Here is an 18,998-nt window from a genome sequence, read left to right on the forward strand (position 1 = left end):
CTTCTTGAGTAAGATGAGTATAGTTCATGATGCAACTTTGACTTTGGTCGGTCGGAAGCAAAATGCTAGCTCATCTTGCTTCCTTCCAATAATTTAATCTCTGTTGCACTTCATTTGAGAATCCAAGTATTTTAACGCAAGCCTGTGGTGAGGCGAAGCGTGTGTTCTATGCCAATATTTTTTATCTGATATTCAAAGTGAGTTTGGCCTATTGCCTGATTTTTGGGATTCAGGGTTATGTACCTGCCTATGGAGTTAAGGGAGCTTTCATTGCTCATCTGACTGTTCAATGGGCACTATTAGTGGTGTATTACCTGATATTTCTAGAAAAGCAGTTGCGTGTGCACTGGTCCGGACAATTCTTCCATTTTAAGACTTTGCTAAAAATCTTAAGAATCGGCTTACCCTCAGCAATTGTCGTATTTATTGATGTCTTTACAATTAGTGCGATTGCATTATTGATCTTGCCTTTGGGGGAGATAATAGTGAATGCGCATCAAGTAGCGATGGGTTTGGCTGGCCTGCTGTTTATGGTGCCATTTTCGATGAGCTCTGCTTTTAGCATTCTGGTCTCTACTAGGATTGGTGCAAATCAAGTGCAATCTGCCTGGGATTTAACTTTTAAAGCGTTACGTGTGGTGGTTGCAAGCGCAATTGTTTTGGCGATCTTGATCGTAATTTTTCAAAAACCGATTGTGGCGCTATTTAGTGATCATACGGATGTGCTTACGGTGAGTCTGGCATTGATGTTCTTATTGTGCTGGATGCATATTTTTGATGCGATTCTGGCGATTAGCGTCAATATGCTGCGCTGCTGGAAAGTGGTGGTATTCCCCATGTTTATTTTTAGTGGAGTACTGCTATTAGGTGGATTGGGTGGAGGTTGGTATTTGGCTTATCATCCAGTGTCGCTCTTCAATTTCAACCTGGATGTTTCAGGAATAAGTGGTTTCTGGTGGATGCTTGCTATTTCCTATACCTTTGCCGCATTGATGTGTTTACTTTGTTTGGGACTTAAATACCGTAAGCATCTACAAACTGCATAAAAAACCCGCGATGATCGCGGGTTTTTTATCTAATCAATTAGATTATTTTGCAGCTTTTTCAGCTTCGATAGAAGCAATCGCTTCATCAACGCCTTCGATAGAATCAGCAGCTTTTTTGATACGTGCAAGTGCATCAACTAATACTTCATCAGCAGTTGCGTAAGAGATACGCATGAAACCACCTAGGCCGAATGCATCACCAGGAACGACTGCAACACCAGTTTCTTCCAGTAACCAAGCAGAGAATTCTGTGCAAGAGTTCAGACCTTTCGCACGGATCAATGGTTTGATGTTTGCGTATGCATAGAATGCACCGTCAGCAGGCAGGCAAGAAATACCTTTAATGTCATTCAAGCCATTCACAACTAGGTCATGACGACGTTTAAATGCTTCAACCATTGGTACAAGAACGTCTTGAGGACCATTCAATGCAGCTTCTGCAGCAACTTGTGAAATAGAAGTTGGGTTAGAAGTTGATTGAGACTGGATTTTTTTCATCGCACCGATCAGTTTAGCAGGGCCCGCTGCATAGCCGATACGCCAGCCTGTCATTGCATATGCTTTAGACACACCGTTTAATACGATAGTGCGGTCGTAAAGGTCTGGGGCAACAGTTGCGATGTTGTAGAATTCATCTTCCCAGCGGATTGGTTCGTACATGTCATCAGATGCGATGAATACTTCTGGGTATTTACGCAGTACTGCAGCTAAAGCTTCTAATTCAGCTTTAGTGTAGATCATGCCAGTCGGGTTAGAAGGGCTGTTTAATACCACTAGACGAGTTTTGTCAGTGATCGCAGCTTCTAATTGCTCAGGAGTAATTTTAAAACGTTGTTCTTCACCACATTTCACGATTACTGGTGTACCTTCAGCAATGATCACCATATCTGGATAGCTTACCCAGAATGGAGCGGGGATGATCACTTCATCACCTTTGTTTAACAAAGCAAGTGCCAAGTTAAAGAAAGACTGTTTACCACCACAAGAAACCAGGATTTGGTTTGCTTGATAGTCAAGGTTATTGTCACGTTTTAATTTAGCAATAATTGCTTTTTTAAGACCTGGCGTACCATCAACAGCGGTGTATTTGGTGAAACCGTTGTTAATTGCTGCAATTGCTGCATCTTTGATGTGTTGAGGGGTATCAAAATCTGGCTCACCTGCGCCCAAACCAATAACGTTGTGACCAGCAGCTTTCAGTTCAGCAGCCTTATTTGTCACAGCAAGCGTAGGGGACGGTTTGATGGCATTCACACGATCAGAGAGACGTACGTCCACGGCAGTATTCCTTCTTATAGGGATTAAAAAATAAAAAGCACATTATCTTAGCCTAAAATGGTGCACATTGGGCAAAAGAATTTGGAAAAATATACGAAAAAAATGCTGAATCAGTGCAACCTTATCTTGAACATCGATAGGTAGTTTAGATAAACAGGAACTAAGAATATGCTTTGAGGATGAGAATAATAGGGGAAATATAAACTAAAAATGGCCACTTTAAAGTGACCATTTATATGAGGAAGTGTTGTTGTTATGCACTAAAACGTGACAAATCTTCTTCAGGACGAGCAGTCAGCACTTCAATACCATTTTTTGTTACTAAAAGAGTGTGCTCATATTGAGCCGATAATTTATGGTCTTTAGTGACAACAGTCCATTTATCACCCAATAGTTTGGTTTGCCAAACACCGGCATTCACCATAGGTTCAATCGTAAAAGTCATACCTTCTTCAAGCACCATACCAGTATCTGGTTGACCATAGTGCAGAACTTGTGGTTCATCATGGAAAGTCGTACCGATGCCATGGCCACAGTATTCACGGACAACGCTAAAGCGTTCAGATTCAACATATTTTTGAATCGCATGACCAATGTCACCAATAGTAGCACCTGGTTTCACCACAGCCATACCACGATACATGGCTTCTTGAGCGACTTTGCACAGACGGTTTGCTAGGATTGAAGTTTCACCACCCACGATGTACATCATATTGGTATCCCCATGGAAACCATCTTTGATGACAGTGACGTCAATGTTTAAAATATCGCCTTTTTTCAGGATCTTGTTTTCAGATGGGATCCCGTGACAGACCACATGGTTTACAGATGTACAGATTGTATGCTGGAAAGCAGGGCGGCCAGGCGCTGCACCATAACCTAAACATGCAGGAATGGCATTCTGCACATTTACAATATAGTCATGACAAATCGTATCCAATTCCAGTGTCGTTACGCCGGGTTTGATATGCGGTTTGATCATATCCAACACTTCTGCAGCCAGTCGTCCAGCGATACGCATCTTTTCGATATCTTCAGCGGATTTGATTAAACGACGGGGAGCTTGATAAGTAGTGTTCATGATCTCTAAAAACTTTTGGAAATTTGTATGTGACTATGGTATAAATAGCCGCCCATTTTATCAAATGCTTTTTCGTGAATATATTTGCGAGGCTGATTGAATGGTGTATTAAAAATCCGCACATATATCGTCACATTACTCTGGGTGCCCGCAAGGGTGGAGAATGCGGATATATGGAGGCCTAACCCAAACTTTAAGGTAAAGAAAATGGCAGATTACAACGTAAGCATGCGCGACCTTCTACAAGCTGGCGCGCACTTTGGTCACCAAACTCGTTTCTGGAACCCAAAAATGCGTCAATACATCTTTGGCGCGCGTAACAAAATTCACATCATCAACCTTGAGCACACTGTTCCTGCGTTAAATGATGCTTTGAACTTCGCTAACCAATTGGCTAGCAAAAAGAACAAAGTTTTGTTCGTTGGTACTAAACGTGCTGCTTCTGCAATCATCCGTGAACAAGCTCAACGCGCTGGTCAACCATACGTAGATCACCGTTGGTTAGGTGGTATGTTGACGAACTGGAAAACTCTTCGCCAATCTATCAACCGTTTAAAAGACCTTCAAACTCAATCTCAAGACGGTACTTTCGCTAAACTTACTAAACGTGAAGCTTTAGAACGTAGCCGTGAGATGGAAAAACTTGAACGTGCTTTAGGCGGCGTTAAAAACATGGGTGGTTTACCTGACGCATTATTCGTAATCGACGTTGATCACGAAGCGATTGCAATTAAAGAAGCTAAAAACCTTGGTATTCCTGTAATCGGTATCGTTGATACTAACTCTAACCCAGACAACGTAGACTACGTTATTCCGGGTAACGACGATGCGATCCGTGCAGTAACACTTTATGCTTCTGCTATGGCTGATGCGATTCTTGCTGGTAAAGAATATGCTCAATCACAAGCAAATGCACAAGCTAAAGCAGAAGAAGCTCCTGCTTCTGAGGCTTAATGCGTTAGACGCTAGCTTGTCATTTTTGCGACACGTGATGGTGGCAAAGTAAGCGTTATGTATGCAGGCGGCCCATGAGAATCCTCTGGGCCGTTTCTGTTCTAAAAAGAATTCATTTTCTACCGAATTTAGGAGATAAACATGACTGCAGTTACAGCAAGCATGGTTAAAGAACTGCGTGATCGTACTGGTCTAGCAATGATGGAATGTAAAAAAGCTTTGACAGAAGCTGGTGGTGACATCGAATTAGCGATCGACAACCTTCGTAAATCTGGTCAAGCAAAAGCAGCTAAAAAAGCTGGTAACATTGCTGCTGACGGCGCGATCACAATTGCTCAAGAAGGCAACAAAGCAATCCTTCTAGAAGTAAACTGCCAAACTGACTTCGTTGCTAAAGACGAAAACTTTGCTGGTTTCTCTGCGAAAGTTGCTGCTGCTGCACTTGCTGCAAACGAAACTGACGCTGCTAAAATCGCTGAACTTAAACTTGAAGATGGCGCTACTGTAGAAGAAGCTCGTATTGCGCTAGTTCAAAAAATCGGTGAAAACATTCAAGTACGTCGTGCGAAAATTGTTGAAGGTGAAAACCTTGCTGTTTACAAACACGGTCTTCGTATCGGTGTTGTTGTATCTTACTCAGGTGATGCTGAAACTGGTAAAGGCTTGGCAATGCACATTGCTGCATTCAATCCGGTTGCTGTAAACGCTGAACAAGTTCCTGCTGACCTTATCGCGAAAGAAAAAGAAATCGCTGAAGCTAAAGCACTTGAATCTGGCAAACCAGCAAACATCGTTGAGAAAATGGTTGTAGGTTCTGTTGAGAAATACCTGAACGAAGTTGTTCTTGAGCGTCAACAATACGTAATCGACAACGACAAGAAAGTTGCTGAAGTTCTTAAAGCGACTGGTACTACTGTTGCTAACTTCGTTCGTTTCGAAGTGGGTGAAGGTATCGAGAAGAAAGCTGAGCTTTCTTTCGCTGAAGAAGTTGCTGCTGCTCAGGCTGCTGCAAAATAATTCGGTAACGAATTAGAAAAAAGCCCCGAATGGGGCTTTTTTTATGACTAAATAAAGAATGATCAAGGGGGAATTATGGCAAATAAAACCCATATGGGGATCGGGGCTGTCATTGCACTTTTGGTGGCTGCTTATTTAGGTCTGGATTTATCAGAATCTAAACAACAGACCAATACTTTTGTACCCTCAGCAGAAGTTGCGATTCAACAGCAGACTCATGTTCAAAAAAGTACGCATAAGCTTTCTGATGATACCCAGCGTATAGAGCAAGCTTACCAGTAAAGACAAAGTGATCTTCAGGTTCAAGCAAGCGGTAAGGTGATAGCATTATTAAAAGATGATAATGAAGGTTCCCGTCATCAGAAATTTATTCTGGAGTTATCCACTGGTCAAACTGTATTGGTTGCGCACAATATTGATCTGGCACCACGCATCCAGAATATTCAAAAAGGGGATCAGGTTGTGTTTTTTGGTGAGTATGAATATAGCGAAAAAGGCGGGGTGATTCATTGGACCCATCATGATCCATCCAATAAGCACATCAGTGGTTGGTTAAAACACCAAGGAAAAACCTATCAATAAGGGAATTTTCCTTGGTTTTATAAATGTAATGATATTACATACGCTTTAAGCGCACTGTATTGCCTCAGATTGACGAGATTTCCATTTAGGTAGGACTTTGCCTAAATAGGCATCCATGCACCATAACGGGCCAATGAGAAGGAATTGAAGGTCTTTGAAGAAAGAAGGCTTTTTACCTTCGACTTTATGTCCATAAAATTGCCCAATCCAGGCAAAAACAAACAGGGCCATAAAGAAGCCGATACCTACAGGCAAGATCCAGATGAACCAGGCCATCATCAGCGTTAGTACTGCCATTGCCACAGCCAGTACGATATCTAAACGTGCATAAAACACAAAAGACAGAACCAGGAGCAGGGCAGTTAGTAAAGCGCTAAAGTGCGCCATGATGCCAATAATGGAAAAATAGATGGTAGGCACGCAGACCCAATGGATCAGTTTGTTGGTTTTATTTTGATGACTTTCACTATATTCATTTAACCATTCGGATATTGTTTTCATTCTATCGCTCTCATCCATGAACGTACTGTTATTTTCAAAATATAAAACAGTTTGAGGGGATGGTCAAAGTGAAATCGATAGTGGGTGAGTAAAGGAGAGGAGGCCTATATCTGAATGGAATAATATCGACAGTATTAAGGATAAAAGTAGTTCGAATTCTTGCTCTACATCACCAAATAAAAAAGCCACATGACTGTGGCTTTTGAGTTAAATGTAGAGCGGTCAAATCTTATGAGTTTGGACCATCTACACGCTCAATATTAACATGTGCAGTACCAGCATTGGTAATACCAAGCTGTTTAGCAGCGCCGTAAGATAAATCTAGAACACGGTTGCCATGGAATGGACCACGGTCATTCACCTTCACGACAACACTCTTACCATTGTTTTTGTTAGTCACGCGGATAAAGCAGTTTAATGGCAGGCTACGGTGTGCAGCAGTCATTGCATTCATATCGAATGTTTCACCACTGGCAGTTTTACGGCCATGGAACTGACGGCCATACCAAGATGCTGTACCTGTCTGACTGAATTTACGAACTGTGTTTGAAGCAACATTGTTCAGTTTCTCAATCACTGAAGGCTCTTCTGCAGGAATTGCAATTTTTGCTGCAATGGTTTGACGACGAACTTTATCGCCAGAACGCTCAGTGATTGAAAGGCTGTTCAAATTTGTGAAATTTGAATTGAAGCTTTGAGCTTCTTTGTTTAATACACGCGCTGCAAGACGCGAATTGTCATGATCATTATTGAATGATGATGACTGAACCATATCTGCTTGCGATTGCGTTAGGGTAACGGTCGCGGCGATGGCCATAAAATACTTCAGAAAAGAAGAATGCATTGAATCAACTCCTAACAGCATGTTTCATTAGATTGGGCCTAAGTAGCTGATAACCCTATAAACATGCCTGATATTTAACTTATGCAACTACATTTAACGAATTGGATAATATTCATGCTGGCAACTGGCTGTCTAGTGTTTAATTAAAATAGTTAAAAAAAGTACGCAAAATAAACAATGACTGATTAAAAAATAATCAATATTGTAACAAGGCGTAAAAAATGCCTAAAAAATAGGCATTTTGTTTAATAAAAATCTTGACTTTAATGGTTGGTAGGAAATTTTACTGTTATCGGCTCGTAATTTCTGTACCTAAAAGCCACAATGCAGTGGCATACATACGACTACGATTGTACGTGGTAATCACTTGAAAATTCGGATAAGTAATATAGTAAATCGGTCCGTAATTTTCTTGTAATTGAATAACATTGACCATATCAAGATCATCAATACGAACAATCGGATTCATCGGACTGATCCCTTGGGTTTTGATTACTCCATAAGGCGTTGGCTGTGTGAGATCCTTGGCGATGACAGAATCAGGATTCGAACCGCTATAACGGGCAGGGAAAGCTATTGGCTGATCACGTTGCCAGCCATTTTGAGCCAGATAGTTTGCAATTGAACCAATCGCATCTACCGCAGAATTGCGCAGATCGATATGGCCATTGCCATCATAGTCGACCCCATACTTTGGAATATTACTTGGCATAAACTGCGGATAGCCCACAGCACCTGCATAAGAACCCACGATCGAGGATGCTGACACACCATCTTTATATGACCATGCGATCAATGCCGCCAGTTCATCCTGGAAGTATTGCGCACGACGTTCATAACCAAAGCCAAGAGTTGCCAGTGCATCACGGGTCACAAATGAACCCTTGTTGCTGCCAAAACCGGTCTCTACCCCCAAAATACCCAAAATGATCGATTGTGGTACACCAAACTGCTGCTCAGCGCGATTTAGTGTTGCAGCATATTGCTGCTTGAAACGTACACCACGTTGAATCGTACCTTCAGACAGAAAATTGGTCTTATAGGCATACCAAGGCTTACTTTCACCTGGACGATTCATGATATTGATAATATTTGGAAGATTTTTTGCTCCCGTCATTGCACTGTCTACTTGCTGGGCACTTAGACCATAGGCCTGCATGGTATTCTGCTTGAAACTGGCATAAGAGGGATGATATTGAAAATCGTTGGCCAGGCTTAAACTACTGAGTCCGAATGCACTGACAAGGATCGAAAGCTGCTTCAATTTTTTATAAAAATTCGATTTCAACATCTTGGTATGATTTCCAATTTTTTGATAGGTTTGTGGCTATGTCATTTGAATCGTGCCATGAAAAAGATCAATTCACTTTTCTCAATTTTCTGGCATTAGAGGCAATATTAAAGATAACATTCTGATGAATAGGAGTCATATAAACTCCCTTAAAAACAGGAAAGGGTTGGTTGTTTTTTCAGCATTTTGTATTTTAGTTCACAATAATTGTAACAAGCTATTTCTTAAGCCACAAAAAAGCCTGACCGAAGTCAGGCTTAATCTGCATTATTTGAATAAATATGCGGCTTTATTCAGTAAAGAATAGGGTGTCGTGATATTCTGCCATTGCCTGAAGTTCATCCTTATTTAAATTCAGGATGATTTTATCTGCTGCAATATTAATCGCCTTGATTACTGCTGAAGCACCAATATCAGCAGCCTTGCGTTTAATCATGCCTAAATCTAAGGTTTTATTAAAGTCGACCATGAAATGACGTACAGTCGCTTCACCAAACTGTTTGTACAGATTGCTGAGACTCTGCTTATCGACACTTTGGCCAGCTTTTAATTCTGCATAATGGTGTTTTAGATTGGTGACCAGATTGGCATCCAGTGATTCACCAATACGCAAATTTCCTTCCGGATCTTTAAACAGGCTGCGTTCAGAAAAAGCAATCGACTCCTTGACGACTTCATTTGGTGCTTTACTCAGTAACTGTTTCAGTAACACTGCCACAGTAGACTTGATATAGCCTGCCAGTTTTTCTGCCGTATCGCGTTTTTCGCTTGCAGGAAAACGGCGTACCAGTTCCGTGAGAATTGCATCAATAATTTCATCATTAATCATTAATGCAGTTTTATCCCGCAGTGGATAAAGCGGTTCACTCGAGTTTTTATTTTTCTGTGCAGTCTGAATTGTATTTAATAGTTCTGCAGAAGGAATAAAACCAAAAAAAGGCATTCTTAAACCTCAATGTTTTTTATTGTCGCGCTAAACGAATAGGGCGAGGCATCCATGTGGAATCCGATACACGACAAGGGTTGATATCCAATCCACCACGGCGTGTATAGGTCGCATATACCATCAACTTTTCCGGTTTCAGATTTTGCCAGATATCGGCAAACATCTGTTCCACACATTGTTCGTGAAAACCGTTGTGCTGACGATACGAAATAATATAAGCCAAAATACTCTTATAACAAGGTTTTTTACCCTGATAGCGTATAAATACTGTACCCCAGTCCGGTTGTCCAGTGACTGGGCAGTTACTTCTTAATAAATGTGAATAGAGTTGTACTTCGATATTTTCATCGCTGTACTGATCTAAAGACAATAAAGAAGCATCTGGATGATTTTCCAGGCGTTCCGGAGTCAGGTCATCAATACAGATACCTTCAGGCTTGGAAATTTCTAGTTCATCAACATGGAAAAGATCCAACGTGATTTCAGCACCGGCAGCTTTTGAGAGGTCCTTTTCTACAGTTGCAATAAAGGCCTCTTTTGAATCAAACTTGGCAAAGTTCAGGCTATTGAAATAGAGCTTTAAAGACTTTGATTCAATGAGATTTGGGGAAAATGCTGGCAGGGTAATCCGACCAATAGCCACTTGAGGTATGCCGACAGAATTTAACCATGAAATTTCAAAAACATGCCACCAGTCTTTGCCTTGCTGAATAGCTTCAACATGGGCATATTTTTCACGGGCAGGCGCACGAGAAATCGGGAACAAAATATCGGGTTGATACTCTGTTGGGTAGTTGGTGTCTTTACCAAGGAGAGAATGTTCTACACTCATTATTCACGCATTCCTGAACCACGAGACAATAAATAGTAAGCAATACCGTAAAGCACGGCACACCAGAAAGTAATCACGACCAATGAAACGGAAACATTGACATCACTATGACCTAAAATGCCGAAACGGAACGCATTGACCATATACACGATCGGGTTAACTAAAGAGAGATTTTGCCAGAACGGACTTAAGGCTGAAATCGCATAAAATACACCGCCTAAATAGGTCAGTGGTGTAAGTACAAAAGTCGGGATGATCGAGATATCATCAAAAGATTTAGCATAGACAGCATTAATAAAACCGCCTAGAGAGAATAATAGCGAGGTAATGAGTACTGTATATATAGTCACAAACCAGTTGGTAATATAAAGGTCTGCAAAAAACAGGCTCATGGCACTGACAATAATCGCTACAAATAGACCACGAATTACCCCACCCAATACATAACCCCATAAAATAGCATGTAAAGGCACCGGACTCATGATCAGCTCTTCAATGCTTTTCTGAAATTTTGAGCTAAAGAAGCTGGAAGAGACATTGGCATAACTGTTGGTAATCACCGCCATCATGATCAGACCGGGGACAATAAACTCCATATAGCTATAGCCGCCCATTTCCCCAATACGTGAACCGACCAGATTACCGAAGATCACGAAATATAAACTCATAGTAATGGCAGGTGGCAACAGGGTTTGTGGCCAGATCCGCATAAAGCGACGGACTTCTTTATGAACGATGGTATATAAGGCGACGCCGAGCTGGTTTATATTCATTGTGCAGCTCCATCCAGATTTTTCTCGACCATTTTCACAAACAGTTCTTCTAAGCGGTTTGACTTGTTACGCATACTGCGTACCTGAATGTTTTGTGATTCCAGTAACTGGAATAGGTCATTCATACTATGAGCTTTATCCAGTGTCACTTCTAAGGTCATTGGATCAACTAAATTAAATTTCACACCAATAATTTCAATATTTAATGGCTCAATAGGCGCAGCCAGATCGAAGATAAAGGATTCTTCATTAAGCTGATTCAGGAAGTTCTTCATAGTGGTATCTTCTTTGATCACACCACGATCGATAATCGCAATTCGACGACACAACATCTCTGCTTCTTCCAGATAGTGAGTCGTTAAAATAATAGAAGTACCATTACCGTTCATTTCATTAAGAAAATCCCACATGGAACGACGCAATTCGATATCCACACCGGCGGTTGGTTCATCCAGAATCAGTAATTTTGGTTCATGCATCATCGCACGGGCGATCATCAGGCGACGTTTCATACCACCTGAAAGCATACGAGCTTGAGTAGAGCGTTTTTCCCAAAGACCCAGTTTATTTAAATATTCTTCAGCACGCGCCTGGGCAATTTTTTTAGGAATACCGTAATAACCGGCTTGAGTGACCAGAATATCAAAGGTTTTTTCAAACTGGGCGAAGTTAAATTCTTGGGGTACCACGCCTAAACATTGTTTGGCTTCAGAAGGGTGGGTATCCAGATTGTGACCAAAAATCTCAACGGTTCCAGAGGTTTTTCTTGTTAATGAACTGATAATACCAATAGTAGTGGACTTGCCCGCGCCATTAGGTCCTAACAGGGCATAGAATTCACCTTCAGGTACAGTTAAGTTGATTCCTTTAAGTGCCTGAAAACCATTTCGATAGGTCTTCGACAAATCCCTTAATGTCAGCGCATCAGTCATAGAGATCTCAAATGGTGAAAAGTTGAGATATTGTGAGTGATCTTGCAAAATAAACCAAGTCATTCACATGGAATTCTCTGTTGCTGTTTTGGCACACTGTATAAAGGATAGGCATAAAAATAACGAAGTTATAGATAGTTGCTTTACCTTATGCTTTTTTTTGTTATGATGTGCGCATTCCAAAAAGCTGCGGCCATAGCTCAACTGGATAGAGTACAGGTCTCCGAAGCCTGTGGCGTGGGTTCGAGTCCCGCTGGCCGCACCATTATTTTATTAGTTCACTTACCTCATTAGACTAAAAAAACAATTCGAGATTTATAAAATAAATTATGGATTCTCTTCCTCTTCATCCTGATGTTTTTGACGTATTTGATCTCTTTTCACCTGAGGGTCTTGATCCACGCCTAATTGACCACGTTGAATCTCTCGATCCTGTTTCTCTTGCGGATCTAATTCTTCTTCTGGAAACTCTTCATTCAGTTCTTCATTTGGTTTAGCCATCGGGAATTACCTCTTGGAAATATAAGTAATAATGTCTGTAGAAGATGCTCTTGGACCTCTTATTCTATAAAAGTAGGTAAATTACATTGTTGTATTTATAGTTTGTTTAATCTCATAAATTGTTGTTCCTATAAATAGATGTGCTGAGTAGTTTTTCTATCAAAAAATTAGTATCTTATGTTCACAATAAAAATGAGATATAGATATGAAAAAATTATTATTCATTGGGGTAATGATTGGGGCTTCTTCAGTTGCTGGAGCGAATACACCATTAGCTATTCAATATGGTAATCCTGTTCCAATAGATAAAGCAGTAATTACAACTACACCTTATCATGCTCAAGAAAACCTAATAAGTCAGTACTCTTTGGCTTTTGGCTATGCCGGTTCAAAAATAGGGTCGGACAGTTTTTTGGGTACCGAATCATTCGATGGGCTGTTTATTAATGGTGAATATCAATCCCATCCAACGGCCAGCTTATGGGCCGAATATAAATTTCAAAGTTCAGATATTGATTACAATCAAGTTGCAGTGGGGATAAAAAATAAATTTCTGGAAAATGATCAGCTTTATTCAGCAGTTTCTATAGGCTTGGGAATGAGCTGGGTAGATGAAAGTGAAACGGATGCAGATCTTGGTCGAATCGATCTTGAATTGGATTATTTTACAATTCCCGTTGCATTGGAAGTCGGTTATAAAGTTGCTCCTGAAGCAGATTTATTTGGATCTTTTGGTTATCAATGGATGTTTAACCGTGACGCCAAGATTTGTATGAATGGCGCATGTGTCTCTGGTAAGAGTGATGATCTGGACTTAAATGGAGTTACTTATCAATTTGGTTTCCGCTATTACTTTTAGTGGCTAATCAATCGCCTTAATAGCGAACTCTTTTACTTAAGACTTGAAATTGTATTTAGATGAAATTATTCATTTTTCACATAAATAAAGAATATTTTTTATTGAAATTTAAATAGATAGGATGTAGAGATAGAAAAGAATAGAATTGTTTGTAGTGCTCTATTGGGCCAGCCAAAATATTTTAATCTGCTTTTGAAAAAGCACAATTTAAATATTGTATAAGTCTTCTTTTAGAAGTGTAAAAGCGTATTGTAGGTAAAAAAAATCCTGCTATATTGAACTCATGGTAGGTCATAAAACGAAACGACGCTACCAATAAGTTGGACGGATCAATGACAGTTAGTTGAGCTCGAACTTAGGTTCAGGCAATAAATCTAGCACTAGCCATCCAACACAGAGCCCGCAGCGATGCGGGCTTTTTAATGCAAAATTTTCAGCGTGAGTTATTAATAATTTTGACTCTTTTATTTGTATGGCACATTCTTCATTAGCGACAATATATAGTCAATAAAAGGTGCTCGCTAAAAAATCTTACATATTCGTTTGAAAGCCTTTCAAATAACTATGTTATAAGAATTCAGACAAGCAAATTTAATAATGCCAATAAAGGGAGGTATGACGATGACAAAAGATTTAATTGAAGTGCAAGTCAAAAACCAGTATGGCAAAATTCTGAATGTAAAAGCATTACTACGTGCTGGCGCTCAGCATAGTGATCCGTCCCAGCGTTTGGAACAGCAAGTCGAATATATTGTCGTGGATGATGAAATTATCCGGCCAACGATTGAACTGTTATTTGCCAGTGAGCAGACCGACTGTATCTATCGTGTTTTAGAACCTAAATAAGGATCCGGGATTCATTATGCTGCTTTGCGACCCTTAAAAAAAGATATAGCTCATCCAATGATGAGCTTGATTTTGATATCTTAGTTCAGCTTCTTTATAAATAGTTTGATGCAGAATAAAAACTGATAAATTTAATTCAAAGAGATTGGATAAATTCCTATCATTTCTCAGTTTCTTAATTTTTTATGTTATATAGCATCAAGCTATCTACATAGATGATCTAAATGAACTTCTTCAAAAATACGCTCTGAGAAAAGCATTATTTCAGAAAACTTTTAATGTGACATTTACATCATAACGGTCAAACTCGTCCAGAATCTGATGAAGTGTTTGCTGTCCGAGTTCATCTGCAGGCCTAATATGTACTTCCTGATTGGTCGCGCTGTCAAAACATTCAATTGTTTGAATTAGCCAATGATGTTCGATTGAACTCTTTTGAATTAATACCCGTCGTGGCTGTAATGCGTCACTGATCTGGCGGGGCAGTACATAAGTAATCGCAAGTTGTATAGTGTCCAATTCTTCAGCTGGACTCAAAAAAGTGATTACCCAATTGCCCACTTTACTGAGCTGCATGGGATTATCAAAGGCATCGAATTCGAGATAATATTGCATGGGAAGAAAGAGGATTAATTTATATTATTTCCTATATGCACCTGTTTAGAGGGGGTGTTCTATCACGCTAAAGTATAAGAACAGCTAGATGCAAGAAGTGATTAAATATTAAATTATTAAAAATCAATAAATTAATATTGATTTGTATCTGTTTTTATTCTGAATATCGATTAGTTAAGAGCTTTAAAGACTAAGATAGTCATCTATAAAATACTTTATTTCACTTGCTGAATAAAAAAATATTATTAGTTAAAAATCCCTCTCAATATTTAGAGAGGGACGAAAAAATTTAATTTACAGCGTAAGGATCGCGGTATTTTCCAATGCTTTGCGTAGATAAGGATCTAAGTCCTCCTGACGAAGGAGCCACTGAACATAGTCAGCAGGAAGTTCGGCAATCGCAGTACCACGGTGCTTACCGAAATTGATGGTACGTGGAATACGCGCATCTTCAGATGCTTCATAGAGTTCTTCAATACTGCTGATTTTCAGGTGATGCACAATATGCATCAGGATATTTGCTGTCAAAATGATATCCATATCGGCGCGATGGGCTTTACGGATCATTTCTCGGGCGCGCTCGCTGCCTTTGGTAATCATATAGATTAATGCAGAGATATTATGTGCTTCAGCCTCTGGCCAAACACGGCGGGCGAGGGCAAGGGTACAAATTGCTTTAATATTCGATGAATCGACGCCACATTTTTCTAAGGCACGAATATCATAATCAATATTATGGCCAATGATATAAGTGGTTTCTTGCGGGAGTTCAAAGCTGCTGTAATGCGGTTGTCCTTCCAAATCGGACTGCAGAATATGATGTACGGCCATTGCGGCAAAGGAAATCGGTTCGTCGCATGAATAAAGCTGATCAAACAAGCGACTTTTATCCAGACTGATTTTATGGTCTATGATCTCTACAGGCGCATAGGCAATTTCAATGGGTTGACCATTCAAGGTATGGGTTTCAGTATCGAGAATGATAGCCTGCATGACGAGAATATGCCTGAAAAAAAGTGGATATCAAAATCTAACATTATTGTTTCGATCCTGACAATTGAAATGCCGGATTTCAACTTTAATTGCAGACTTTTTGACTGATATAGAATATTTGTAATCTACACTTATAAATAAAAGTTTTCAAAGTTTCTGTAAATATTTCCAAAACTTAAATTTATCGTGTTGGAATGGTCATAAATTAAATCGCTATTTATTAGAAAAATAACAAAATAATCTCTTGTATTTAATGAAATAACTTGGGAAATTATGGTCTAGTTTTATCAACGGATAAAGATAAAACTATAAAAATTATGAGAGATAATAATTAAGACAAGGATAAGATCGATGAAACGTCATGTATTGACTGGTTCTCTACTCGCGCTAAGCGTAGCTTTAACTGCCTGTAATGATAGCGATGATGATCGTTATTATGAATCTAAACCCGCTATTCCCGTAAATAATATTGACAATCCAGTCGTAACCACACCTGTAGCCTATACCAAAACAGATCTGACTGCTGTTGCCGATGAGAGCGTGGTCATGACCTATAAGATGTTAGGTATTAATAATAAGGAAACCCAAGCGACGGCACTGCTTTTCACTCCAAAAGGAACGCCTCCTGCAAAAGGTTGGCCGATAGTGGCATGGGCACATGGTACGACGGGTGTGGCCGATCAGTGTGCACCAAGTCGCAATGAAATAAATTCTTATATCAAAAATATGATTGCCGGATTCCTTCAAGCGGGATATGTGGTCGTTGCACCTGATTATGAAGGTTTAGGAGAGCCGGGTGGAAAAGAACTTCATCCTTTCCTTAATCTTAAGAGTGAAGCTTATTCGATTACCGATGCTGTAGTCGCAGCAAAAGACTATTTAGGTTCGGATGCCTCTAATCAATGGATGGCTGTAGGTCATTCTCAAGGTGGTCAAGCGGCTTTAGGCGCTGCCCAATATGCAGCACGTGCTTCTCAAATGACTTATAAAGGTACGGTAGCTTTAGCACCTGCTTCTAATTTCAGTCTGATTTTGGCAGGTGGTGAGGCTCAAGCTGGACAAGAACCAGATCTGAATAAAAAGATTCAAACTCTAGCCTCTTTAGATACTTTTACCGCGCTGATTGTCGCGGGATTGCGTAATCCAAATCCAAATCTGCAATATATTCAGGTCTTTAAAACACCAACAGACGAGATTGCCAAGAATGCCGAAACAGATTGTTATGATGTATTAGGCAACAAATTCGGTACGGCAATGGGAGCTTATGCCCAAACCAATGGGAATCTGGAAGAATATCCGCGTACTCAAGCTAATTTCATGACTATTCCAGTCGTGAAGAATTTCCTGGATAAAGACTCTCAGCCTTTACAGGTTAAAGTGTCTACACCTGTGATTATTTATCAGGGAGAGGCGGATCCTACTGTTCCAAAGGCTGCAACAGATGTTTTGGTTAGCTTGGCGAATCAGAAACAAACCTCGGTACGCTATATTACGGACGGTTCATGGGATCATGGTAGCGTCTATGCACTGAATATTGCTAATATTATTTCGGATGTAAAATCTCTAATGCCAATTCAATAACTTATTTTTATCTCTATAGCTCATGTTTTTTAAGCATGAGCTATTTTTATTGCAAACTGAATAAAGTTCATGGTCGAAATTGGCAAAGTTCATGTTACAATACGCGCCAATCTTAGCACGGCTTAAAAGCCCTAATTTAATAGGACCTCGCTAATGTTTGCCAATATCTCTATTGCTGAATTTGATCCAGAAATCGCTCAAGCAATCTCTAACGAAGATGCTCGCCAAGAAGCGCACATCGAGTTGATCGCTTCTGAAAACTATTGCTCACCAGCAGTAATGGAAGCTCAAGGATCAAAACTCACTAACAAATATGCAGAAGGCTACCCAGGCAAACGCTACTATGGCGGTTGTGAATATGTAGATGTCATTGAACAATTGGCAATTGACCGTGCTAAAGAATTATTTGGTGCTGATTATGCTAACGTTCAGCCACATGCTGGTTCTCAAGCAAACTCTGCAGTTTACCTAGCGCTGCTTAACCCTGGTGATACAGTATTGGGTATGAGTCTGGCTCACGGTGGTCACTTGACTCACGGTGCGAAAGTAAGCTTCTCAGGTAAAACTTATAATGCAATTCAATACGGTCTGAATCCAGAAACTGGTGAGATCGATTATGAAGAAGTTGAACGTCTAGCTGTAGAACACAAACCACGTATGATCGTAGCTGGTTTCTCTGCATACAGCCAAATCGTAGATTGGCAACGTTTCCGTGACATCGCGGATAAAGTTGGCGCTTACCTGTTTGTAGATATGGCTCACGTTGCTGGTTTGGTTGCTGCTGGCGTTTACCCAAGCCCAGTTCAAATTGCTGACGTAACAACAACGACTACTCACAAAACTCTTCGTGGTCCACGTTCAGGCCTGATCCTTGCAAAAGCGAACGAAGAAATCGAGAAAAAACTTCAATCAGCTGTATTCCCAGGTAACCAAGGTGGTCCTCTGGTTCACGCGGTTGCTGCTAAAGCAATCTGCTTCAAAGAAGCAATGGCACCTGAATACAAAGCATACCAACAACAAGTGGTTAAGAATGCTCAAGCAATGGCTGAAGTTCTAATCGAACGCGGTTACGATGTTGTATCTGGCGGCACTAAAAACCACCTGTTCTTGTTGTCTCTGATCAAACAAGACATCACTGGTAAAGATGCTGACGCTTGGTTGGGTGCTGCACACATCACTGTGAACAAAAACTCTGTACCAAATGATCCACGTTCTCCATTCGTGACTTCAGGTATCCGTATCGGTACACCTGCTGTAACGACTCGTGGTTTCGGTGAATCAGAAGTTCGTGAACTTGCTGGTTGGATCGCTGATATCCTTGATGCTAAAGGCGATGAAGCTGTGATCGCTGCTGTTAAAGAAAAAGTTGCTGCTGTTTGTGCTAAATTCCCTGTTTACGCAAAATAAGCCTAACTTGAGAAAAGCCCCCTCAAGGGGGCTTTTTTATTGGGTGATATTTTTTCTGACTCATCTTCTGCTGCTAGCTTTTACGATGAGTTAAAAGGGAAGATAAGATCAAAGCTTAA

At 40.3% G+C, this 18,998-nt stretch carries 20 protein-coding genes, 1 tRNA gene and 1 pseudogene; 10 read left to right on the forward strand and 12 right to left on the reverse strand.

Annotated elements, in window-relative coordinates; genetic code table 11:
• The first annotated feature begins 197 nt into the window (after window positions 1-197).
• A complete protein-coding gene (locus tag FTV31_RS13320; RefSeq protein WP_373686992.1) occupies window positions 198-1,046 on the forward strand; it encodes an MATE family efflux transporter in 849 nt (282 codons plus the stop codon).
• 42 nt (window positions 1,047-1,088) lie between these two features.
• On the opposite strand, the gene FTV31_RS13325 is transcribed toward FTV31_RS13320, so the two are convergent.
• On the reverse strand, window positions 1,089-2,324 hold the full coding sequence (locus FTV31_RS13325) for a pyridoxal phosphate-dependent aminotransferase (RefSeq protein WP_005236666.1): 1,236 nt from the start codon (window positions 2,322-2,324) through the stop codon (window positions 1,089-1,091).
• A gap of 253 nt (window positions 2,325-2,577) precedes the next feature.
• Window positions 2,578-3,405 carry a type I methionyl aminopeptidase gene (gene map, locus FTV31_RS13330; RefSeq protein ID WP_004784494.1) on the reverse strand — a complete coding sequence of 276 codons (828 nt, stop codon included), beginning with the start codon at window positions 3,403-3,405 and terminating at the stop codon, window positions 2,578-2,580.
• A gap of 207 nt (window positions 3,406-3,612) precedes the next feature.
• Between map and rpsB the strand changes: the two genes are divergently transcribed.
• From rpsB to FTV31_RS13345, 3 genes and pseudogenes are all read left to right on the forward strand, one after another.
• Window positions 3,613-4,359, forward strand: coding sequence for a 30S ribosomal protein S2 (rpsB, locus tag FTV31_RS13335; protein WP_004784492.1), 747 nt, complete (start codon window positions 3,613-3,615; stop codon window positions 4,357-4,359).
• Between the two features lie 141 nt (window positions 4,360-4,500).
• Entirely contained in the window at window positions 4,501-5,376 is an 876-nt protein-coding gene (gene tsf, locus FTV31_RS13340; RefSeq protein WP_004784491.1) for a translation elongation factor Ts, read from the forward strand.
• A 75-nt stretch (window positions 5,377-5,451) separates the two neighbouring features.
• Window positions 5,452-5,958 (forward strand): annotated as a pseudogene (locus tag FTV31_RS13345) (DUF3465 domain-containing protein).
• A 45-nt stretch (window positions 5,959-6,003) separates the two neighbouring features.
• Here FTV31_RS13345 and FTV31_RS13350 read toward each other — a convergent pair.
• The 7 genes from FTV31_RS13350 to FTV31_RS13380 all read right to left on the reverse strand — a co-directional run bounded on the left by FTV31_RS13350 (window position 6,004) and on the right by FTV31_RS13380 (window position 12,077).
• Window positions 6,004-6,459 carry a DUF962 domain-containing protein gene (locus FTV31_RS13350; protein ID WP_180015282.1) on the reverse strand — a complete coding sequence of 152 codons (456 nt, stop codon included), beginning with the start codon at window positions 6,457-6,459 and terminating at the stop codon, window positions 6,004-6,006.
• A 229-nt stretch (window positions 6,460-6,688) separates the two neighbouring features.
• Entirely contained in the window at window positions 6,689-7,303 is a 615-nt protein-coding gene (locus tag FTV31_RS13355; protein ID WP_004784482.1) for a septal ring lytic transglycosylase RlpA family protein, read from the reverse strand.
• 289 nt (window positions 7,304-7,592) lie between these two features.
• A complete protein-coding gene (gene mltB, locus FTV31_RS13360; RefSeq protein WP_180015284.1) occupies window positions 7,593-8,594 on the reverse strand; it encodes a lytic murein transglycosylase B in 1,002 nt (333 codons plus the stop codon).
• 289 nt (window positions 8,595-8,883) lie between these two features.
• Window positions 8,884-9,537 (reverse strand): hypothetical protein, encoded by a 654-nt coding sequence (locus FTV31_RS13365; protein WP_180015286.1) that lies wholly within the window; start codon window positions 9,535-9,537, stop codon window positions 8,884-8,886.
• A gap of 19 nt (window positions 9,538-9,556) precedes the next feature.
• Window positions 9,557-10,372 carry an NADPH-dependent 7-cyano-7-deazaguanine reductase QueF gene (gene queF / locus FTV31_RS13370; RefSeq protein WP_180015288.1) on the reverse strand — a complete coding sequence of 272 codons (816 nt, stop codon included), beginning with the start codon at window positions 10,370-10,372 and terminating at the stop codon, window positions 9,557-9,559.
• Complete coding sequence (locus FTV31_RS13375) at window positions 10,372-11,145, reverse strand: ABC transporter permease (protein WP_159124083.1); 774 nt, start codon at window positions 11,143-11,145, stop codon at window positions 10,372-10,374. The genes queF and FTV31_RS13375 overlap by 1 nt, the downstream gene beginning before the upstream one ends.
• Complete coding sequence (locus FTV31_RS13380) at window positions 11,142-12,077, reverse strand: ABC transporter ATP-binding protein (RefSeq protein ID WP_180015289.1); 936 nt, start codon at window positions 12,075-12,077, stop codon at window positions 11,142-11,144. Before FTV31_RS13380 ends, FTV31_RS13375 begins: the two co-directional genes overlap by 4 nt.
• A 189-nt stretch (window positions 12,078-12,266) precedes the next feature.
• On the opposite strand from FTV31_RS13380, the gene FTV31_RS13385 reads away from it, so the two are divergent.
• A tRNA-Arg gene (locus tag FTV31_RS13385) sits at window positions 12,267-12,342 on the forward strand.
• A 62-nt stretch (window positions 12,343-12,404) separates the two neighbouring features.
• Here FTV31_RS13385 and FTV31_RS13390 read toward each other — a convergent pair.
• Window positions 12,405-12,578, reverse strand: coding sequence for a hypothetical protein (locus tag FTV31_RS13390; protein WP_180015291.1), 174 nt, complete (start codon window positions 12,576-12,578; stop codon window positions 12,405-12,407).
• Window positions 12,579-12,783: 205 nt separating this feature from the next.
• Between FTV31_RS13390 and FTV31_RS13395 the strand changes: the two genes are divergently transcribed.
• Both FTV31_RS13395 and FTV31_RS13400 read left to right on the forward strand, forming a co-directional pair.
• Complete coding sequence (locus FTV31_RS13395) at window positions 12,784-13,437, forward strand: hypothetical protein (RefSeq protein WP_180015293.1); 654 nt, start codon at window positions 12,784-12,786, stop codon at window positions 13,435-13,437.
• Between the two features lie 621 nt (window positions 13,438-14,058).
• Complete coding sequence (locus FTV31_RS13400) at window positions 14,059-14,283, forward strand: hypothetical protein (protein ID WP_159124508.1); 225 nt, start codon at window positions 14,059-14,061, stop codon at window positions 14,281-14,283.
• A 264-nt stretch (window positions 14,284-14,547) separates the two neighbouring features.
• On the opposite strand, the gene FTV31_RS13405 is transcribed toward FTV31_RS13400, so the two are convergent.
• Complete coding sequence (locus FTV31_RS13405) at window positions 14,548-14,844, reverse strand: hypothetical protein (protein ID WP_354667256.1); 297 nt, start codon at window positions 14,842-14,844, stop codon at window positions 14,548-14,550.
• On the opposite strand from FTV31_RS13405, the gene FTV31_RS17585 reads away from it, so the two are divergent.
• Window positions 14,788-14,916 carry a hypothetical protein gene (locus FTV31_RS17585; protein WP_354667255.1) on the forward strand — a complete coding sequence of 43 codons (129 nt, stop codon included), beginning with the start codon at window positions 14,788-14,790 and terminating at the stop codon, window positions 14,914-14,916. The genes FTV31_RS13405 and FTV31_RS17585 overlap by 57 nt on opposite strands.
• Before the next feature lie 276 nt (window positions 14,917-15,192).
• On the opposite strand, the gene FTV31_RS13410 is transcribed toward FTV31_RS17585, so the two are convergent.
• A complete protein-coding gene (locus FTV31_RS13410; protein WP_166135972.1) occupies window positions 15,193-15,891 on the reverse strand; it encodes an exonuclease domain-containing protein in 699 nt (232 codons plus the stop codon).
• Between the two features lie 351 nt (window positions 15,892-16,242).
• Between FTV31_RS13410 and FTV31_RS13415 the strand changes: the two genes are divergently transcribed.
• On the forward strand, window positions 16,243-17,472 hold the full coding sequence (locus tag FTV31_RS13415) for an alpha/beta fold hydrolase (RefSeq protein ID WP_180015295.1): 1,230 nt from the start codon (window positions 16,243-16,245) through the stop codon (window positions 17,470-17,472).
• A 153-nt stretch (window positions 17,473-17,625) separates the two neighbouring features.
• Window positions 17,626-18,879: a serine hydroxymethyltransferase gene (gene glyA / locus FTV31_RS13420; protein WP_004784306.1), complete on the forward strand. Its 1,254-nt coding sequence runs from the start codon at window positions 17,626-17,628 to the stop codon at window positions 18,877-18,879.
• Window positions 18,880-18,998: the final 119 nt, after the last annotated feature.

The organism is Acinetobacter sp. YH16031, assembly GCF_013417335.1.
In the GTDB taxonomy this organism is placed as follows: domain Bacteria; phylum Pseudomonadota; class Gammaproteobacteria; order Pseudomonadales; family Moraxellaceae; genus Acinetobacter.